Annotated in this window: 14 protein-coding genes; 9 read left to right on the forward strand and 5 right to left on the reverse strand. The window is 39.0% G+C overall.

Translation table 11 applies throughout. The features are described 5' to 3' along the window. Positions 1 to 9 precede the first annotated feature (9 nt). The 3 genes from purM to RI844_RS05000 all read left to right on the forward strand — a co-directional run bounded on the left by purM (position 10) and on the right by RI844_RS05000 (position 2,571). The gene (gene purM / locus RI844_RS04990) at positions 10 to 1,050 is read left to right on the forward strand and encodes a phosphoribosylformylglycinamidine cyclo-ligase (protein ID WP_348397344.1); all 1,041 of its coding nucleotides are present in this window, start codon (positions 10 to 12) and stop codon (positions 1,048 to 1,050) included. A 1-nt stretch (position 1,051) separates the two neighbouring features. Further along, positions 1,052 to 1,714, forward strand: a complete 663-nt coding sequence (gene purN, locus RI844_RS04995) for a phosphoribosylglycinamide formyltransferase (RefSeq protein WP_348397345.1) — start codon at positions 1,052 to 1,054, stop codon at positions 1,712 to 1,714. Between the two features lie 89 nt (positions 1,715 to 1,803). Next, positions 1,804 to 2,571 carry a DUF3108 domain-containing protein gene (locus RI844_RS05000; RefSeq protein WP_348397346.1) on the forward strand — a complete coding sequence of 256 codons (768 nt, stop codon included), beginning with the start codon at positions 1,804 to 1,806 and terminating at the stop codon, positions 2,569 to 2,571. Positions 2,572 to 2,592: 21 nt separating this feature from the next. Here the strand turns inward: RI844_RS05000 and RI844_RS05005 are convergent, their stop codons facing one another. Then, positions 2,593 to 3,381 (reverse strand): class II glutamine amidotransferase, encoded by a 789-nt coding sequence (locus RI844_RS05005; RefSeq protein ID WP_348397347.1) that lies wholly within the window; start codon positions 3,379 to 3,381, stop codon positions 2,593 to 2,595. 234 nt (positions 3,382 to 3,615) lie between these two features. On the opposite strand from RI844_RS05005, the gene fadE reads away from it, so the two are divergent. Then, the gene (gene fadE / locus RI844_RS05010) at positions 3,616 to 6,084 is read left to right on the forward strand and encodes an acyl-CoA dehydrogenase FadE (protein ID WP_348397348.1); all 2,469 of its coding nucleotides are present in this window, start codon (positions 3,616 to 3,618) and stop codon (positions 6,082 to 6,084) included. Positions 6,085 to 6,351: 267 nt separating this feature from the next. Here the strand turns inward: fadE and RI844_RS05015 are convergent, their stop codons facing one another. The 4 genes from RI844_RS05015 to RI844_RS05030 all read right to left on the reverse strand — a co-directional run bounded on the left by RI844_RS05015 (position 6,352) and on the right by RI844_RS05030 (position 10,415). Then, positions 6,352 to 7,386: an AraC family transcriptional regulator gene (locus RI844_RS05015; RefSeq protein ID WP_348397349.1), complete on the reverse strand. Its 1,035-nt coding sequence runs from the start codon at positions 7,384 to 7,386 to the stop codon at positions 6,352 to 6,354. A gap of 456 nt (positions 7,387 to 7,842) precedes the next feature. Further along, positions 7,843 to 8,832 (reverse strand): efflux RND transporter periplasmic adaptor subunit, encoded by a 990-nt coding sequence (locus RI844_RS05020; protein ID WP_348397350.1) that lies wholly within the window; start codon positions 8,830 to 8,832, stop codon positions 7,843 to 7,845. Next, positions 8,832 to 9,323 (reverse strand): magnesium transporter, encoded by a 492-nt coding sequence (locus tag RI844_RS05025; RefSeq protein ID WP_348397351.1) that lies wholly within the window; start codon positions 9,321 to 9,323, stop codon positions 8,832 to 8,834. Before RI844_RS05025 ends, RI844_RS05020 begins: the two co-directional genes overlap by 1 nt. A 153-nt stretch (positions 9,324 to 9,476) precedes the next feature. Continuing rightward, a complete protein-coding gene (locus RI844_RS05030; RefSeq protein WP_348397352.1) occupies positions 9,477 to 10,415 on the reverse strand; it encodes a LysR family transcriptional regulator in 939 nt (312 codons plus the stop codon). 212 nt (positions 10,416 to 10,627) lie between these two features. Between RI844_RS05030 and RI844_RS05035 the strand changes: the two genes are divergently transcribed. The 5 genes from RI844_RS05035 to RI844_RS05055 all read left to right on the forward strand — a co-directional run bounded on the left by RI844_RS05035 (position 10,628) and on the right by RI844_RS05055 (position 16,938). Then, positions 10,628 to 11,395: an SDR family NAD(P)-dependent oxidoreductase gene (locus RI844_RS05035; protein ID WP_348397353.1), complete on the forward strand. Its 768-nt coding sequence runs from the start codon at positions 10,628 to 10,630 to the stop codon at positions 11,393 to 11,395. A gap of 295 nt (positions 11,396 to 11,690) precedes the next feature. Then, positions 11,691 to 12,968, forward strand: coding sequence for an acyl-CoA dehydrogenase family protein (locus tag RI844_RS05040; RefSeq protein ID WP_348397354.1), 1,278 nt, complete (start codon positions 11,691 to 11,693; stop codon positions 12,966 to 12,968). Positions 12,969 to 13,000: 32 nt separating this feature from the next. Then, on the forward strand, positions 13,001 to 14,119 hold the full coding sequence (locus tag RI844_RS05045; RefSeq protein ID WP_348397355.1) for a saccharopine dehydrogenase family protein: 1,119 nt from the start codon (positions 13,001 to 13,003) through the stop codon (positions 14,117 to 14,119). Positions 14,120 to 14,178: 59 nt separating this feature from the next. Beyond that, positions 14,179 to 15,738 carry a class I adenylate-forming enzyme family protein gene (locus RI844_RS05050; protein ID WP_348397356.1) on the forward strand — a complete coding sequence of 520 codons (1,560 nt, stop codon included), beginning with the start codon at positions 14,179 to 14,181 and terminating at the stop codon, positions 15,736 to 15,738. A 9-nt stretch (positions 15,739 to 15,747) separates the two neighbouring features. Beyond that, positions 15,748 to 16,938: a thiolase C-terminal domain-containing protein gene (locus RI844_RS05055; protein WP_348397357.1), complete on the forward strand. Its 1,191-nt coding sequence runs from the start codon at positions 15,748 to 15,750 to the stop codon at positions 16,936 to 16,938. Positions 16,939 to 17,037: the final 99 nt, after the last annotated feature.

Consider the following 17,037-nt stretch of genomic DNA (forward strand, 5'->3'; position numbering starts at 1 on the left):
GGGTTCCAAGTGAGCGAGCAAAAACAATCGTTAAGCTATAAAGACGCAGGTGTTGATATTGACGCAGGTAATGCATTAGTTGAAAAAATCAAATCTGCGGTTAAGAGAACGACTCGCCCAGAAGTTATGGGTGGTTTAGGTGGTTTTGGTGCAGTATGTCAAATTCCTGCGGGCTATAAAGAGCCAGTATTAATTTCTGGCACCGACGGTGTAGGTACTAAACTGCGCTTAGCTATCGATTTAAAGAAGCATGACACTGTAGGTATTGATTTAGTTGCTATGTGTGTAAACGATTTGCTGGTTTTAGGTGCAGAGCCTTTATACTTCCTGGATTACTACGCTACGGCAAAACTTGACGTACAAGTTGCAGCAGATGTAGTTGCCGGTATTGCTGAAGGCTGTGTGCAATCTGGTTGTGCCTTAGTTGGTGGTGAAACCGCTGAAATGCCTGGCATGTACCACGAAGGCGATTACGACATCGCGGGTTTCTGTACAGGTGTTGCAGAAAAATCAGAATTAATCACTGGTGAAAATGTTGCTGCAGGCGATCAACTTATTGCCCTTGCCTCTTCTGGCCCTCATTCAAATGGTTTCTCATTAATACGTAAAGTATTAGAAGTAAATAATACCGACACTAGCGAAATGCTGGGTGAGCGTTCAATCGCCGACCATTTATTAGAGCCGACTAAGATTTATGTTAAATCTACTTTAGCCATGTTGAAAGAAGTTAAAGCTAATGCTCTTTCACACATTACTGGTGGTGGCTTCTGGGAAAACATTCCACGAGTATTGCCAGCTAACACCAAAGCTGTGGTAAACGGTAACAGCTGGCAATGGCCTGAAATTTTCAACTGGTTACAAGAAAAAGGTAACATTACGACCCACGAAATGTACCGTACATTTAATTGTGGTGTTGGTCTGATGATTGTTGTGCCAGCAGATAAAGTTGAACAAAGCCTCGAAATTCTTAAAGCGCATGGCGAAAATGCCTGGCACTTAGGTGAAATTCAAGCAGCTGATGACAATGAAGAACAAGTGGTAATTAACTAATATGCCATCTGCAAACTTAACCGAGAAAAGAATTGTTGTTCTGATCTCGGGAAGTGGTACTAATTTGCAGGCAATAATAAATGCCTGCAAAAACCAATATATTAACGGCAACGTTGTTGGGGTGTTATCTAACAAAGCTGATGTATTTGGTTTAACCCGTGCTGAAAACGCTGACATTGCAACCTGTGTACTTTCTCATAAAGAATTCGATACTCGTGATGCTTACGATATTCAGTTGTTAAAAGAGATTGATGCATTTGAACCTGATCTTGTTATCCTTGCTGGTTTTATGCGTATTTTAACGGCAGAATTTGTACAACACTTTCAAGGTCGCTTGTTAAACATCCACCCTTCTTTATTACCTAAGTATCAAGGTTTAAATACCCATCAGCGGGCTATAGATGCCGGTGATAAAGAGCATGGCGTTAGTGTTCATTTTGTTACTGAAGAGCTTGATGGTGGCCCGGTTATTTTACAAGCCAAAGTGCCGGTATTTGCCGGTGACAATGCTGATGATCTTGCAGCCAGAGTGCATGAACAAGAACATCGCATTTACCCATTAGTGGTTAAATGGTTCTGTGAACAGCGCTTAACAATGAGCGAAGAATGTGCCAAACTTGATAATCAAGCATTACCAGAAAATGGTTATGCCAGTGATGAGTAACACTAATTATTAAACTTAATTGAACTAACTTACTGTCTCATCACTCTAATGTTTTTCTACTACATTATTTTTAGAAACAAAGGGTTAATATGAACAGTAAGTTATTATCTCCTCTTTTATATGGCTTAGGCCTAGCCTGTTTTTCCATATCTACCGTTGCAGCGCAGCCCGTTAATAGCATTCCTGATTTTACCGCAAAGTATAATATTGTCCATGATGGCGACATTGTCGGCAAAGCTGAGCGCACCTTGAAAAACCTTCCTGATGGCAGTTTTGATTTTAATTATAAAACCGATATTGAATGGCTAATTTTTTCTGATCATAGAAGAGAAATAACCACCAACAAAATTGTTGATGGCAAAGTGATCCCGCTTACCTATCAATCTGATAGAGAAGGTACTGGCAAAGACAAATATTATCATTGGCAATTTGATCACGACAATAAAACTGCTTACAACCTGAAAAAAAAGAACAAGCCGATGAAAGGCGAATGGGTAGATGGTTTGCAAAGTAAGTTAAGTTATCACTTGCAGTCGCGATTAAACCTTATTAACGGCGTTAAAAACTTTCATTTCGAGGCATTAAGTACGTCAGGTGGTATTAGTACATATAATTATGAATATATTGGCAAAGAAGAATTAATGTTGCCATTCGGGGTTATTGATGCAATAAAATTAAAACGTAAAAAACCAAATACCAAACAAGTGACTTATGCTTGGTTTGCGCCAAAATTAAATTATTTAATGGTTAAATTACATCAAATTGAAAGTAGTTTTCAGCAATTTCAAGCAGAGCTGGTATCGGTAGAGCAACACATAAATAAAGCCGACTCTACTGAAACTGACAAAGCACAATAACTAACGTCTAATACCAACCGATTACCCTAGCCTATTGCCTTGATAGGCTATTTCACCATATTCAAAAGCTAACCAATCACCTGCTTGCAGTTTAGACCATGTTTCATCAGCGGTGAGAGGTTGAGTGGCAATAACGGTAACCACATCGTTTTCTGTGGTCTCTTTTTTAAAATCAATAGCAACATCGGTATCAATTAACTGCGCTGGGCCAAATGGCGCACGTCGGGTGATCCAGTGTAAGTTATTTGAGCAATAAGCGAAAATGAACTCACCATCACTTAAAATTAAATTAAATACCCCTAAAGCATCAATAAGCTCGCATAAACTTGCTAAATAATTATAAAGAGCTTCAGAAGCAGGCCTGTTATCACCAAATTTAATCCGTAATTGTTCTAATATCCACACAAACGCTTGCTCACTATCGGTGATACCGATAGGCAATAGTTTATGAGTTTTCAGTATTTTTTTATGGTTGGCTAGTTGACCATTGTGCGCATAAGTAAAGTTTCGTCCCCATAACTCGCGGGTAAAAGGATGGGTATTTTCTAAGCTTACCGGTCCGGCATTGGCTTGTCTTATATGACAAATTACCGCTAAACTTTTTATCGGGTAGTTAGTAACCAGTTTAGCAATTTCAGAATCAAAGCTTGGTTTAGGGTCTTTAAAAGTACGACAGCCCTTGCCTTCATAAAAAGTAATACCCCAACCATCTTTATGTGGTCCGGTATTACCGCCTCGTTGCATTAAGCCAGCAAAGCTAAAACAAATATCTGTTGGTACGTTGGCACTCATTGCCAATAATTCGCACATGTAAAGGCCTTATCAATTCTTGTAAAACTTATTTTCTAGTATAACGATTAATTAACATTATTTTCAGTAAAAATTTAACAAAAACTTCAGTAAAAATTAGCTCAATTTGCAGAGTTAATTATACTAATAGTCATACTAACGTTAATAAATTATTTGATCTTGCAACAAAATGTAATTATGCTTAAATAAAAGTAGTGGTCAGACCTCTTATTATAGAGTTATTGGGGAGTTATTGTGGAAGTATTAATCGGTTTATCAGCATTTATTTTAATCACGGGTTATTTAGCCTATACCAGAGCCTCACTTAGTGTATTCACCACGTCGTACGCATTATTAATGTTTATCGGTAGCATGTTTAACTTAGTCGGTGGATTTAGCTGGATCGTATTTATTGCTATTGCAGCAATATTCAATATTAAAAGTTTACGACAAAGCTTAATCAGTGAAAAACTACTTAAAGCTTTCCAAAAAATTATGCCGGAAATGTCTTCAACTGAAAAAGAAGCATTAAATGCAGGTACTACCTGGTATGAAGCTGAGCTATTTAAAGGCGATCCCGACTGGCAAAAGCTGCATAAATTTCCTCAGCCCCGGTTAACGCTTGCAGAACAAGCCTTTTTAGATGGCCCGGTAGAGGAAGTCTGTCGTATGTGCGATGACTGGGAAGTTACTCATGAATTGGCCGACCTATCACCCCAAGTGTGGCAATACTTAAAAGATAATAGATTTTTTGCCATGATCATCAAAAAACAATATGGCGGATTAGAGTTTAGTGCTTACGCGCAATCTCGAGTGTTACAAAAACTTAGTAGTGTATCGGCAGTGTTATCAAGTACCGTTGGTGTACCAAACTCATTGGGTCCGGGTGAATTACTACAGCACTATGGCACCAAAGAACAGCAAGATCATTATCTACCTCGCCTTGCAACGGGTGAAGAGATCCCATGTTTTGCCTTAACTAGCCCCGAAGCGGGATCAGACGCTGGTGCAATACCTGATTTTGGCATTATATGTAAGGGTGAGTTTGACGGCAAAGAAGTGTTAGGTATGCGTTTAACTTGGAATAAACGTTACATTACCTTAGCACCGGTTGCGACAATTCTTGGTTTAGCGTTTAAATTATACGATCCTGACCAGCTTATTGGTGAAGAAAAAGATTTAGGTATTACCTGTGCTTTGATCCCCACTGATATTAAAGGTGTAATTACCGGTCGTCGTCATTTCCCGCTTAACGTACCATTTCAAAATGGACCAACTCAGGGAGAGAATATTTTTGTACCCCTAGATTTCATCATTGGTGGTCAAGATATGGTTGGTCAAGGTTGGCGCATGTTGGTTGAATGTTTATCTGTTGGCCGTGCAATTACCTTACCTTCTACTTCTGCCGGTGGCGTTAAATCGCTTGCCCTTGCAACGGGTGCCTATAGCCACATTCGTCGCCAATTTAAAATGCCAATAGGTAAAATGGAAGGTGTTGAAGAAGCCCTAGCCCGTATTGGCGGCAATGCCTATTTAATGGATGCAGTAACTACAATGAGTACTGGCGCTGTTGATTTAGGTGAAAAACCATCGGTTGTATCAGCCATATGTAAGTACCATCTAACTGAAAAAATGCGTGATTGCGTTATCGACTCTATGGATATCCATGGCGGTAAAGGCGTGTGTATGGGGCCTAATAACTACGTAGCACGCGGTTATCAAGGCGCACCAATAGCTATCACTGTAGAAGGGGCAAATATATTAACGCGTAATATGATCATTTACGGGCAAGGTGCTATTCGTTGTCACCCTTTTGTATTAGCAGAGCTTGAAGCTGCGGCTAACCCTGATTTTGAGCAAGCAAGTCAAGATTTCGACCAGGCGCTATTCGGCCATATGGGCTTTACTATATCAAACATGGTTCGTTCAATTTGGTTCTCATTATCCGGTGCTCATTTAGTTGGTGCGCCGTATAAAGATAAAACGCATCGCTACTACCAGATTATGACTCGTTTCAGCTCAAATTTAGCGCTATTGTCTGATTTATCTATGGCTGTTCTTGGCGGCGATTTAAAGCGTCGTGAGCGTATGTCAGCGCGTTTAGGTGATGTGTTGAGTTACTTATATCTGGCATCTGCTACGTTGAAGCGTTTTAACGATGAAGGTCGTCAGAAAGAAGATCAAGCCCTAATGATGTGGGCAATAGAAGATAGCTTGTATAAATGTGAATTAGCAATTAAAGAGTTAAGCGAGAACTTCCCTAACCGCTTTATTGGTAAAGTATTTAAATTATTGGTTATGCCATTTGGTCCATCGCTGAAAAAACCAAGTGATGTGTTGGATCACAAAGTATCACAGATACTGCAACAACCTAATGCTGCCCGTACACGTTTAGGCCAAGGCCAGTATTTAAATAAAACCGATGGAAGTTTATTAGGAAAATTAGAGTTAACGCTTGAAAACATCATTAAAGCGGAAGCAATTGTAGATAAAATCAATAAAGCAACAGGTAAGCGCCACGCCATTATCAACTTAGATAAATTAGCTGAAACAGCCCTGATTGATTCATTAATCAGCAAAGATGAAGCTGAATTTTTAACGCTAACTGAACAGCAACGCAAAGATGTAATTAACGTTGATGATTTTGATTCTATTGACCTGGTTGCCAATAAAGAAAAACACTTGGCTAACCAAGAGCCGAATAAGGATGAAAAAGCGGCTTAAGACTAATTTAAGAAACGAGAACGCTAGAAGCGAAGAGCAAGATCCTGAAACTATAAAGCCTGCGTTCCAGCGAATGCTGGCTTTATCATTTAAGAAACGAGATTGTTAGAAACGAGAGACGAAGAGCATTTCTAGTTGATGTTAACCCCCTACCATTTCCAAAGACCCTATCATTTGCTGAACTTGTTTCCGGATCTAAAGTTAATCTGGATCCTGAAACTGGTTCAGGAAGGAGTAAGAATCGTCGTTTCTCGTTTCTAAGAATATCTACCCCGCTAAAGCATAAGAATCGATTTGCGAATTTTTATATTCCAATGGCGTTAAACCAAACCAAGCCTTAAACGCCCGTGAAAAATTACTATAGCTGTAATAGCCCAATTTAAACGAAATTTGCTCCAGATTTGTGCTGTTATCCCTTATCAGTTGTACCGCCGATTTCTTTCGCAAGTTATCAACAATTTCCTGAAAATTAGTATCTTCATTATTGAGCTTATTTTGCAGTGTACTTTCGGACATACCACAAATTTTTGCGACATTGAGTTTATTACATTTACCTTGTGCTAATAGCTCTGTAACTATTGTCGTTACTTTAGAGGTAAGGTCAAAATCATAACTACGTTGTAAAAATTCAAACACCATTTTATCTGATTTTTCAGCCAACTCTTCATTTGCCCATGGAAATTCAATATCGAGCTCTGCATTATCAAAAAGAACCATGGTCTTATTAGCAGAAAATTCAATCTCGCAATCAAAATAATCAATGTAATCCTGAAGAATGTCTTCTTTCGGAGTCCAGGTTAAGCATATTTTTTTAGCTTTAAAATTTGGTCCAATTGATAATTTAAGTAACTTGATGGTTAATGCAGAAAAAACATCAGAATAAAAATTTGAATTTACGCTGTTAAGATCAACGGTTTCTTTAATGGTTAGGTAGCTTTGTGATTCATCTTCAATGAAATCAACATCAATTAGGCTAGTTATAAATGCAAAACCAGTGCTGTAACGCAGGCAAAAATCCCTTAATGACGAACTAAACAATAATCCGGTGCCAAAGCTATTAAAAATTGCTGGATTCAAATGTTCACAGGCTTTAATCGCAACGACAGGAGATGTTTCTTTTATCATTAAATTAATATAGTCAGAGCATCGCTGCTCAGGAATGCGCTTATAAATATTGTTAAGTTCGTTGCTATTAATTCCACAAGATTTAAGGATTGCATCAACATCTAATGAATACTGTTCAATAACCGAATGCATAAAAGTAAGACCACCACTGGAACTGCTCGCTAATAATTTCTTCATGCTATATATCCTATGAATAAAGTGGAAAACAGTTTAACGATAAAACCATTTTTGTTAACCACCCTTATGGGTGAATCGTCAATAAAATCAAATAAAACCTTTTAATTACAGTCCATTAAACAAATACGTTGACTCAATATAACTAATAAAAAAAAGCAATATCAAAGCACTACTTCTGATATTGCCAAAACTTTATTATGTTAAAAAATACTTTATTAATAAGCATTAAGCCTGATGACAAGTTTAATACCGAGTTCGTTAATAAAGTGAGGATATTTTAATAATTAGAAGGGTTAATAGCCAATGCTATATGAGTATAATAATTATGCATCAAGCGCATAATTCACCCAGAGCCTAAGAATTAAAAGTACAAATGAAGAGCGATAAGCAAAAAAAGAACTATAAGACAAAAAGCGCAAAACGTTTATCTTATAGTTCGATATTATATTTAATTAACTACATAGCGTTAAGATAGGCTTTATAGGCTTTAAGCCTAACCGTAGCAGCGCCGACAATATCCATAAAACCCAATATTGGTAAAGGTTTACTTGCTGAAATCCACGCAGAGCCTGTTGCACCAATTGGCACATTATAGCCCTCAGGTTGGATAAACTCGATTACCACGGTACGACCATGAGCGCTCATGTTTTGACCAACATGTTGACGTACTTGTTGGTCAACACCACGAGATGAGATCATCGCTTCGCCTGTTCCTGCGGTAATACTGTGTACCCTACCTCTAAAAATTTCCCCCGGATAAGCATTAACATAAAACTCGGCAAACTGGCCTATTTTGATGTAGCGATAAGATTGATCAGGTATGCGCATTTCTACAAACTTTTTACTGGTATCATAAATATGCATATTACCTATACGTGAACCCGCCGCAATGTTAGTGATAGACATTTGGCCATCAAAAGGAGCACGGATCTCTTTTCTTGATTGATCAAAACGAGCTTTTTCTAGATCTGCTTCAAGCTTAGCCTTTGCTGAAATAGCCCCTTTTAAATTAGATTTTACGGTTTCAATCTGACGCTCAGCGAAAACACCTGGTGCTTCAACACTACGCTGAATATCACGTTTACTTTGAGCAATAACTTCTTCTTGCTGCTCAATCTCAGCCTGAATACCTTGCATAATAGATGAAGACTCGGTATCTACAAGGGTATAGATTAAATCACCTTTTTTTAGTATTTGATTATGGGTGACGTAAATGTCTTTAATTTGTTCACCAACTAATGGGCTCAAAACAGCGTGTGGAGCTTTTACGGTTGAACTGTCGGTTAAGTCTGCAGGAGACCAAAAACGATGCGCGGTAAATAACATAAAGCATATGAACCCGCCTAAACCGACAATTCTAACAGCATTCTTTAATGTCCATTCAATGACACCAAGCTTTACCAGAATCCACATAATAAGAATGTAAGGGAGCATTATTTCTTTCATTATTTATTTTCCTTATTATCTTCTGCTGAGCGATTATCTTTATGAATAATATTTGATAACCAGTCACCGATATGAGACCAACTGGTGAACGCAATAATTATCGCTAATACCCACCACGCCTTATGAATAAATAAACCACAAAGTGATAATGCAAACACTAACTGCAATTGCGGCGATGCGTTCGCTTCAGCTTTATGTACAGCCACTTCATGTAGTTCCCATAATAAATACCCAATATAAGCAAATACCGATAATGTAATAAAAAAGATCAACCCCATAAAAATTTCAGAATCAAGTAACCCTAAAATAGTTGGGTATCCGTCAGAAAAATAACTTTCTGGTAAGTCTTTGCCATGTATTTCTCCTAAAAACGACAGTGCTTTAGCAATAGCGCCTACAACCACGATAAAAATTACAGCTTTAACGATAAAACTAATTATCTTCATCCCTAAGCTCTTGTTGGTTTTTTCAACAGTTGAAACTTCAGACATATACGATTCCTTAAAAATCATTGTAAATTGGTTATATATTTGTTAACTAAGTTAATTTTAAGCTAGATTTCAGATAATCAAAGTGACTTTTAATCATATATATTATGCAAGTGATTAATAATCATAATTAACTATTTGTTTATTTAGCTTATATTAAGAAAGCTTCTCTATTTGGTTCAAAAGTTTTTCTTTAAACCACTGATGGGCTTTACTATTTTCTGACCGTTTATGCTCGAGTAAAAAAAATTCGATCATGTCTTTTTTTGGTAAATTGAATTCATAAACAGCTACGAAATGATTAATTAAATCAAGACTGTTTATTAATAGACTTGGACCTACAAATAAACAATCACTGTTTTCCATAATTTCTAACAGCATTTGCAATTGGCTGGTTTTATATAAAGGCTCTTTGCTTGCCCCTCTTTTAGCTAGCATTATCTCAACAGGACCAGTAAATTTTGCACTCTGATTATTTTCAACATTTAACGAAACGAAGTCATAGGTTAAACAATCATCTAATGTTACTTGTTTTTTGTTAGTCAATGGATGATCTTTGCGTGCAAATATAACCGTCTTTACTATGCCTATAGACATGGCGTTAAATCTTGGCGGAATGTCTTTTGCAACGTGAATCGCAAAATCTAAGGTACCAGCTTCTAGTAAATCAAACGGATTAGATTTTGCCGTACTTTCGATTAATTGAATACTTGGCGCTTCTTTATGTAATAAGTTAAATAACGGTAATATTAAGTTATGACTTAATATCGAAGGTATCGATATTGAAAAGCTTTGCTCACAAGTTAACGGGTCAAACTCTTCTGACGACAAAATGCTATTTAAACTTTCGAGCGCATGGGGAAGCATTCGCTCAAGTTCTAACGCTTTCGCTGTAGGGCTAATACCGACAGAAGTTCGGTAAAACAGTTGATCGTCAAATAAATCTCTAAGCCTTTGTAACGTTCTGCTCATTGCTGGTTGAGTAATAAACAATGTTTCAGCCGACTTGCCAACATGGCGCTCTTTTAACAACACACTTAACGACACCAACAAGTTTAAATCTATGCGAGATAATTTTTGTTCTAATATCTTCATTTTATGCACTCAAGTTATATTACTCATTAACTATATGCTAGAAAAATAGATAATGCATAATTTAAATTTGTCAATAAGTGTTCCTCACATTTTGCTTTATTTGTTTTAATTTTCACCCGAAAGGATGAGTGTCCTTTTAATTATGGTGCAGTAGTCTTTATCTATAAATCTGAAATGTATAGAAAACAGACAGCAACAAGTAGAGAGAAAAAATGAACTCATTTGAAAATAAAGTAGTAATAGTAACTGGCGCATCGGCAGGTATTGGTAGAGCAACCGCATTAGAATTTGCCAACCAGGGTGCAAAAGTAGCTCTTGCTGACATTAATCAAGCCGGCATTGAAGCTACTGCACAATTAATCAAAGACAACGGTGGTGAAGTACTTGTTGTTGTTACTAACGTTGCTAATATGCAGGATTGCCAAAACATGGTTGATAAAACTGTTGAAAAATATGGCAAGCTTGACGTAATTTTTAACAATGCAGGTATCGCCGGTGAGCGAGCATTAGTGGAAGACACAACAACAGAAATGTGGCAAAAAGTCATCGATATTAATTTAAATGGTGTGTTCTTTTGTACTAAAGCGGCTATTCCTGCCATGTTAGAAAATGGCAGCGGCGTTATCATAAATACAGCTTCAGTTGACGGACTCGTTGGTATGAGTACCATTTCACCTTACGTTGCGGCTAAACATGGTGTCGTTGGTTTAACGAAATCTACGGCCTTAGAGTACAGCAGAAAAGGGATTCGTTGTGTTGCTGTTTGCCCTGGCTATATTGTGACTGATATGACTGAGGAAAGTTTTGCTAATGAGGAAAAAGAATTATTTAATTCGATGATCCCTTTAGGGCGTGGAGCTACCCCACAAGAGGTTGCCAATTTTGTTACTTGGTTAGGATCAGATCAAGCCAGTTATATGAACGGTTCGGCTCATCAAATTGATGGAGGTTTATTAGCCGGCATGGGGATTGTTGAGTAACCTTCATAGTCCTTTAATACTATCAACGGTTTTAACACCCTGTAAAAAATAGAGACTGACTAACTTGAGTCGACAAGCAATTGCTTGTCGACTTTTTTATTTTTATCTGTCTAAAAATACAATTATTAACAATGCACTAACAACTAAACAACAAACGTAACATTATGATATTTATACTTTAAAACAAGTTTTTGGAGCTGAATTCAAAATTCACCCCTTAGGGTGATATTGTCAAAAAAGCATACGTATTACTGTCAATGCATAAGTAAATCCCATTCAACTTATGGAAACGAATATGTTTAATTTTGATGAAGTACCTTTACCAAAACTTGGCCTAACAGGCTTAGATGGAGTTTTGAGTGAAGAAGAGTTAGCAATACAAGATGTGACCCACCGCTTTGCCGAAGAAGTAATGCGCCCTATTGGCGAAAAACTTGACAAAATGGATCCACAAGATGTTGTAGCCGAAGGTTCACCATTATGGGATTACATTGCCAAAATGGATGAATCTGGACTTTTAGATTTAGAAGCTATCGGTGGTATGAGTGATGCAGAAAAATCGCGCATCATCCCTATCATTTTTGAAGAGTTAGCTTGGGGTGACTGTGGCTTAGCACTAACCTCAATGGTATTAAAATTTCCAGCTTTTGCCGCATACAATACTGGTAAGCCCGAATTAATTGAACGGTTTGGTAAACTTCGTGGCTGCTGGGTAGCAACACAACCTGACCGCGGTTCAGAAGTGGTCGATATGGATTTTACCGAAGGTCATCCTGATACCAAACAACACCGTGGTAACTTGCATGCCCGTATTGATGGTGAAGAATTGGTGATCACCGGCCAATCAGCCGCTTGGGTGTCTGCTACCCCTATTGCAGAATGTGCCCTACTTTACTGTCAATGTGATTATGGCGATGGTTTATATAAAGAAGACGGCAGCCATAATTATGTCGCGGCACTAGTACCATTTGATTTACCCGGCGTATCTAAAGGCAAACCTCTCGATAAAATGGGCATGCGAGCCTTATGTCAAGGGGAAGTATTCTTTGATGAAGTAAGAATTCCATTGAGTTACATAGTAGCGGGTCAAAATGAAGCATTTCCTAGTTTCTTTGGCGCATTGACCTTTGGCAATATGGAAATGGGAATTTCTTTTACCGGTGTTGCTCGAGCAGCATACGAGCATGCCCTGGCTTATGTACATGAACGCAAACAAGGCGGCACAGAGCTTATCAATCATCAAACCGTACGCGCTCGCTTATTTAAAATGCAACAAAAAGTTGAAGCATGTCGAGCGTTGGCATTACGTGCATTTGCCTATAATTATGGCCCAAACGGACCACATTTATTAGCATCAGCTACCAGTAAAACCTTTGTTACCGACACCTGCGTAGAAGTTACCAGTGAAGCTATTCAGCTTCTTGGTGGCAATGGCTTAACCAAAGAATACCCAGTAGAAAAACTTTTCCGGGATGCCAGAACAGCGCAAATTGCTGATGGTGAAAATAACGTTTTAGGCCTTAAATCAGCAACCTGGCTGAGCAAAGAATATAAAAATAGAGTCGGGCTTTAATACCCACAGTTTAGAAAATTAGGAATATTATTATGAACAACAAACCTGTAATAGTGTACGGCGCAAGTGGTTATACCGGCCGTTTAGTCTGTGAATTTTTACGTGAATATCAAATTCCATTTATAGCCGCAGGCCGCAATAAACAAAAGCTTGAAGATGCTATGGCGAAAGTGCCGGGTATCGAAACAGCAAATTATGAAATTGCCGTAGTAGAACATTCGGTGGAAGCATTAACTGAATTTTTTCAAGGGGCAAAAGTCGTTTGTAACACAGTTGGCCCATTCTCCCGTTTTGGCACGGCTGTGGTTGAAGCTTGTTTAAATGCAGAGTGTCATTACCTTGATACTACTGGTGAGCAGCAGTGGATGATTGAGATGCGTGATACGTTCTCAGAAGCTTATGCTGAAAAAGGCTTATTACTCGCACCATCTACAGCTTATATGCATGCTGTTGGTAACATCGCTGCAGAGTTTTGTTTAGAAAACCCAACGATTGATGCAATTAATGCAGCTTGTATTCCAACAGGAGTACCAACTGTTGGCTCTACGCAAACCGTTATGGATATGGCTCGTAACAAACAATACTGGCTGGAAAATAACGAGTTGGTTGAAATTGTCGACCCAATGAAACACGCCCATGAAGTTACTATTCCAGGTTTTAATTCTTCTATTATGGCACTCCCTTGGGGCGGTGGCAGCATTCCTTTATGGTATGCAAATGATACTCGTGTAAACAGTGCAAGTTCATTAACAGGTTTTACTAACCGTCCATTAATGCAAGGCGTTATGGCAATGGCTGCGCATTATGAAGATAACTTAAAAGACTTACCTGTTGCAGAACAAGAAGCTCAACTTGATGCAATGGCAGCAGGTATCACTCCAGGCATGCCGCCGCGTGAAAACCGCACTATTCATCGTTTAGTTGACCGTGTTTACGGCGTAGGTCCTAAATCACAAATTTGCGTAACAATTATAGGTCACAGTGCATACATTCAAACCGGTTTAGTACAAGCGTTTATTGCTAAGCAATTAATCAATAAAGGCCCTAACAACGTTGGTTTCCAATCCCCTTGTAAGGCTGTTGGTCATCATGAGTTGTATGGCGCTTTAGAAGGTTTTGGTTTCTGCGATATGAAAATAGAAGAATTTTAAGAAGATTATAACTGCTATTTAATTTAGCAATTAAATAGCTTTTTTGAGGAAAATAGTTCATGCGAGTAATCGATTTTTTTGACCAAGGTGCAGCATTTTATCCTAATAATGTTGCCTTTCATGATTTAGCTGACGGCAGTGACACGACTTACGCGCAAGCGAGTAGAGTTTCTCATAAAGTTGCATCAGCTTTACACCAGCGTGGTTATGTAAAAGGTAGCAAAATAGGTATTTTAGCGCCTAACTCAAATGTTGCCTTTGAGGTGTTATTAGGTGCGTTTCGCGCCGAAGCTGTTTGGTTACCAATTAATCCGCGTAACCCAGTGGACATCAATGTAGATCTGTTAACTCGTTTTGATGGTGACTTATTACTGTACCATTCAAACTACGAAACAGAAGCGCGCGCAATTGCTGCTGGCACACCCAATTTGAAAGAAATCGTATGTATCAATAAAACCGACATTGAAGGTGAAAATCTTGATTCTTGGTTAGCAGCTGCAGATGATTTTCACCAAGTTGGCGACGAACAAGCTGATGATATAGCGGCTATTTTCCCAACCGGTGGCACAACAGGTAAATCAAAAGGTGTGATCATGTCACACCAAGCGATTGAAGCTATGTTTACTAATTTCTACAGCCACTTTGATTATTATGACAACACTTGTCACTTAGTGGTTGCGCCAATGACTCATTCAGCAGGCTTAATTGGTGCTTTGCATTTTGCCCGTGGTGGTAAAAACGTAATGATGGCAGCAGCCGATCCTGAGGGCATCATGCAAACCATTGAACAGCAAAAGATCACGCACTTTTTCTTACCGCCAACGGTTATGTACATGATGCTGGCGCATGAAAATGTAAATAATTACGACTACTCATCTTTACAACACTTTTTAGTAGGCGCTGCCCCTACTTCGCTTTCTAAATTAAAAGAAGCGATTAACGTATTTGGCCCTGTAATGACCGAAGCATTTGGTCAATCAGAAGCACCCGCGGCAATTTGTGCAAAAGCGCCATGGGATTACATGAACTCTGACGGCAGTATCAATGATGCTCGTTTAGCATCAGTTGGCCGCCCATGTGTGATGAACAAAGTAGTTATTATGGACGATGATTGCAATGTATTAGCACCAGGGGAAGCCGGTGAAATTTGCGTAAAGGGTAATTTGGTTAACCCAGGGTACTACAAAAACGAAGCTGCAACTCGTGAGGCACAAATTGATGGTTGGTTACATACCGGCGATGTCGGCGTTATGGATAAAGATGGTTACATCACCATAGTTGACCGTAAAAAAGACATGATCATCACCGGTGGTTTCAACGTATTCCCAAATGAAATTGAACAAGTGATCAGTGCACAAGCGGCAGTACAAGATTGCGCTGTTGTTGGTATCCCTGATGAAAAATGGGGAGAAGCAGTGAAGGCAGTTGTACAACTCAAACCTGACTCTGACTTAATTGAAAGTGAGTTGGTGGCAATTATCAAAGCTGAACTTGGCAGTGTGAAAACACCAAAATCGATTGATTTTGTCGAAAGTTTACCTCGTAGCCCAGTAGGGAAAGTGCTTAAAGCAGAGATCCGCAAGCAATTTTGGGGTCAATCAGAGCGTGCAGTTAACTAGGAAAATATGATGACTAGAACAGTAGTAATTTGTGGCGTAGGCATGGTGCCTTTTAAAAAGCCAGGTAAAAGCGATGGTTATGAAGTGATGGGCGCGAATGCTGCCAAAGCAGCACTAGCAGACGCTACTTTAGACTATAAACACGTAGACCAGGCATTTGCTTCTTATGTATATGGCGACAGCTGTGCCGGCCAAGCCGCATTGTATGGCGTAGGTATAACGGGTATCCCAATTACCAACGTAAACAATAATTGTGCCAGTGGCTCAACCGCATTTTCTTTAGCTGCGCAAGCGATTCAATACGGTATTTCTGAATGTGTAATGGCGCTCGGTTTTGAACAAATGACTCCTGGCGCTATTGAAATGGCATTTCCAGATAGAACCAGTCCATTACAGCGTCATACCGACGCGTTAGCTGATTTGGTAGGCGCAAGTGCAGAAGAACGTCAAATGCCACCAGCAGTAATGATGTTTGGATGCCAGGCTGAAATTGTGATGAACGAGTATGGCATTAGCGAAGAGGCAATGGCACAAATTGCGATTAAATCTCGTGTACACGCAGAGCATAATCCCAATGCAATTTACCGAACTCCGTTAACCACCGCAGAGATATTAGAAAAACCACCGATTTATCGCGGTTTACGAAAACTTTTTGCCTGTCCACCGAGTTGTGGCGCGGCATCAGTCATTGTCTGTAGTGAAGAGTTTGCTAAAAAACATAATTTAGACATTAAAGTGATATTAAAAGGCAGTGGTAATTGTAGCGATAAAGCCGACTACTTCAACTCTCACCCCTTAGATATCACCTTTAGAGCGTTAAGTAAAAATGCTGCCGACTTAGCTTACGCTGATGCCGGAGTAGGGCCTGAAGACATCGATGTTATCGAACTTCACGATTGCTTTACCAGTAACGAAATACTTACCTATTCTGCTCTTGGTTTATGCCAAGACGCTGACATAGAAAAGTTCATCATGGAAGGTCAAAACACTTATGGCGGCAAATATGTTGTTGGTCCATCAGGTGGTTTATTAGCAAAAGGACATCCATTAGGCGCAACAGGTCTTGCCCAGATCACCGAGTTAGTACAACAACTACGCGGTCAATCAGGTAACAGACAAGTTGATGGTGCTCGCATCGCTTTGCAACACAATGGAGGTTTAGGCAGCGCAGGTTTCGTAAACATTTTCGAACGCCTGTAACACCTAACCAAAGGACGTTTTTATTCAGTTAATTACGTCCATTTTTTTACCCTAACAAGGTTACAAATTGATACAAACGCAACACCTTAAACACATTTT

It is taken from the genome of Thalassotalea fonticola, assembly GCF_032911225.1.
In the GTDB taxonomy this organism is placed as follows: Bacteria; Pseudomonadota; Gammaproteobacteria; order Enterobacterales; family Alteromonadaceae; genus Thalassotalea_A; species Thalassotalea_A fonticola.

Bases quoted from the DNA above. Each gene is read 5' to 3' on its own strand.
- purN (WP_348397345.1), top strand. From the start codon at position 1,052: ATGCCATCTGCAAACTTAACCGAGAAAAGAATTGTTGTTCTGATCTCG.
- RI844_RS05000 (WP_348397346.1), top strand. From the start codon at position 1,804: ATGAACAGTAAGTTATTATCTCCTCTTTTATATGGCTTAGGCCTAGCC.
- RI844_RS05005 (WP_348397347.1), bottom strand. From the start codon at position 3,381: ATGTGCGAATTATTGGCAATGAGTGCCAACGTACCAACAGATATTTGT.
- RI844_RS05015 (WP_348397349.1), bottom strand. From the start codon at position 7,386: ATGAAGAAATTATTAGCGAGCAGTTCCAGTGGTGGTCTTACTTTTATG.
- RI844_RS05020 (WP_348397350.1), bottom strand. From the start codon at position 8,832: ATGAAAGAAATAATGCTCCCTTACATTCTTATTATGTGGATTCTGGTA.
- RI844_RS05025 (WP_348397351.1), bottom strand. From the start codon at position 9,323: ATGTCTGAAGTTTCAACTGTTGAAAAAACCAACAAGAGCTTAGGGATG.
- RI844_RS05030 (WP_348397352.1), bottom strand. From the start codon at position 10,415: ATGAAGATATTAGAACAAAAATTATCTCGCATAGATTTAAACTTGTTG.
- RI844_RS05035 (WP_348397353.1), top strand. From the start codon at position 10,628: ATGAACTCATTTGAAAATAAAGTAGTAATAGTAACTGGCGCATCGGCA.
- RI844_RS05040 (WP_348397354.1), top strand. From the start codon at position 11,691: ATGTTTAATTTTGATGAAGTACCTTTACCAAAACTTGGCCTAACAGGC.
- RI844_RS05045 (WP_348397355.1), top strand. From the start codon at position 13,001: ATGAACAACAAACCTGTAATAGTGTACGGCGCAAGTGGTTATACCGGC.
- RI844_RS05050 (WP_348397356.1), top strand. From the start codon at position 14,179: ATGCGAGTAATCGATTTTTTTGACCAAGGTGCAGCATTTTATCCTAAT.
- RI844_RS05055 (WP_348397357.1), top strand. From the start codon at position 15,748: ATGACTAGAACAGTAGTAATTTGTGGCGTAGGCATGGTGCCTTTTAAA.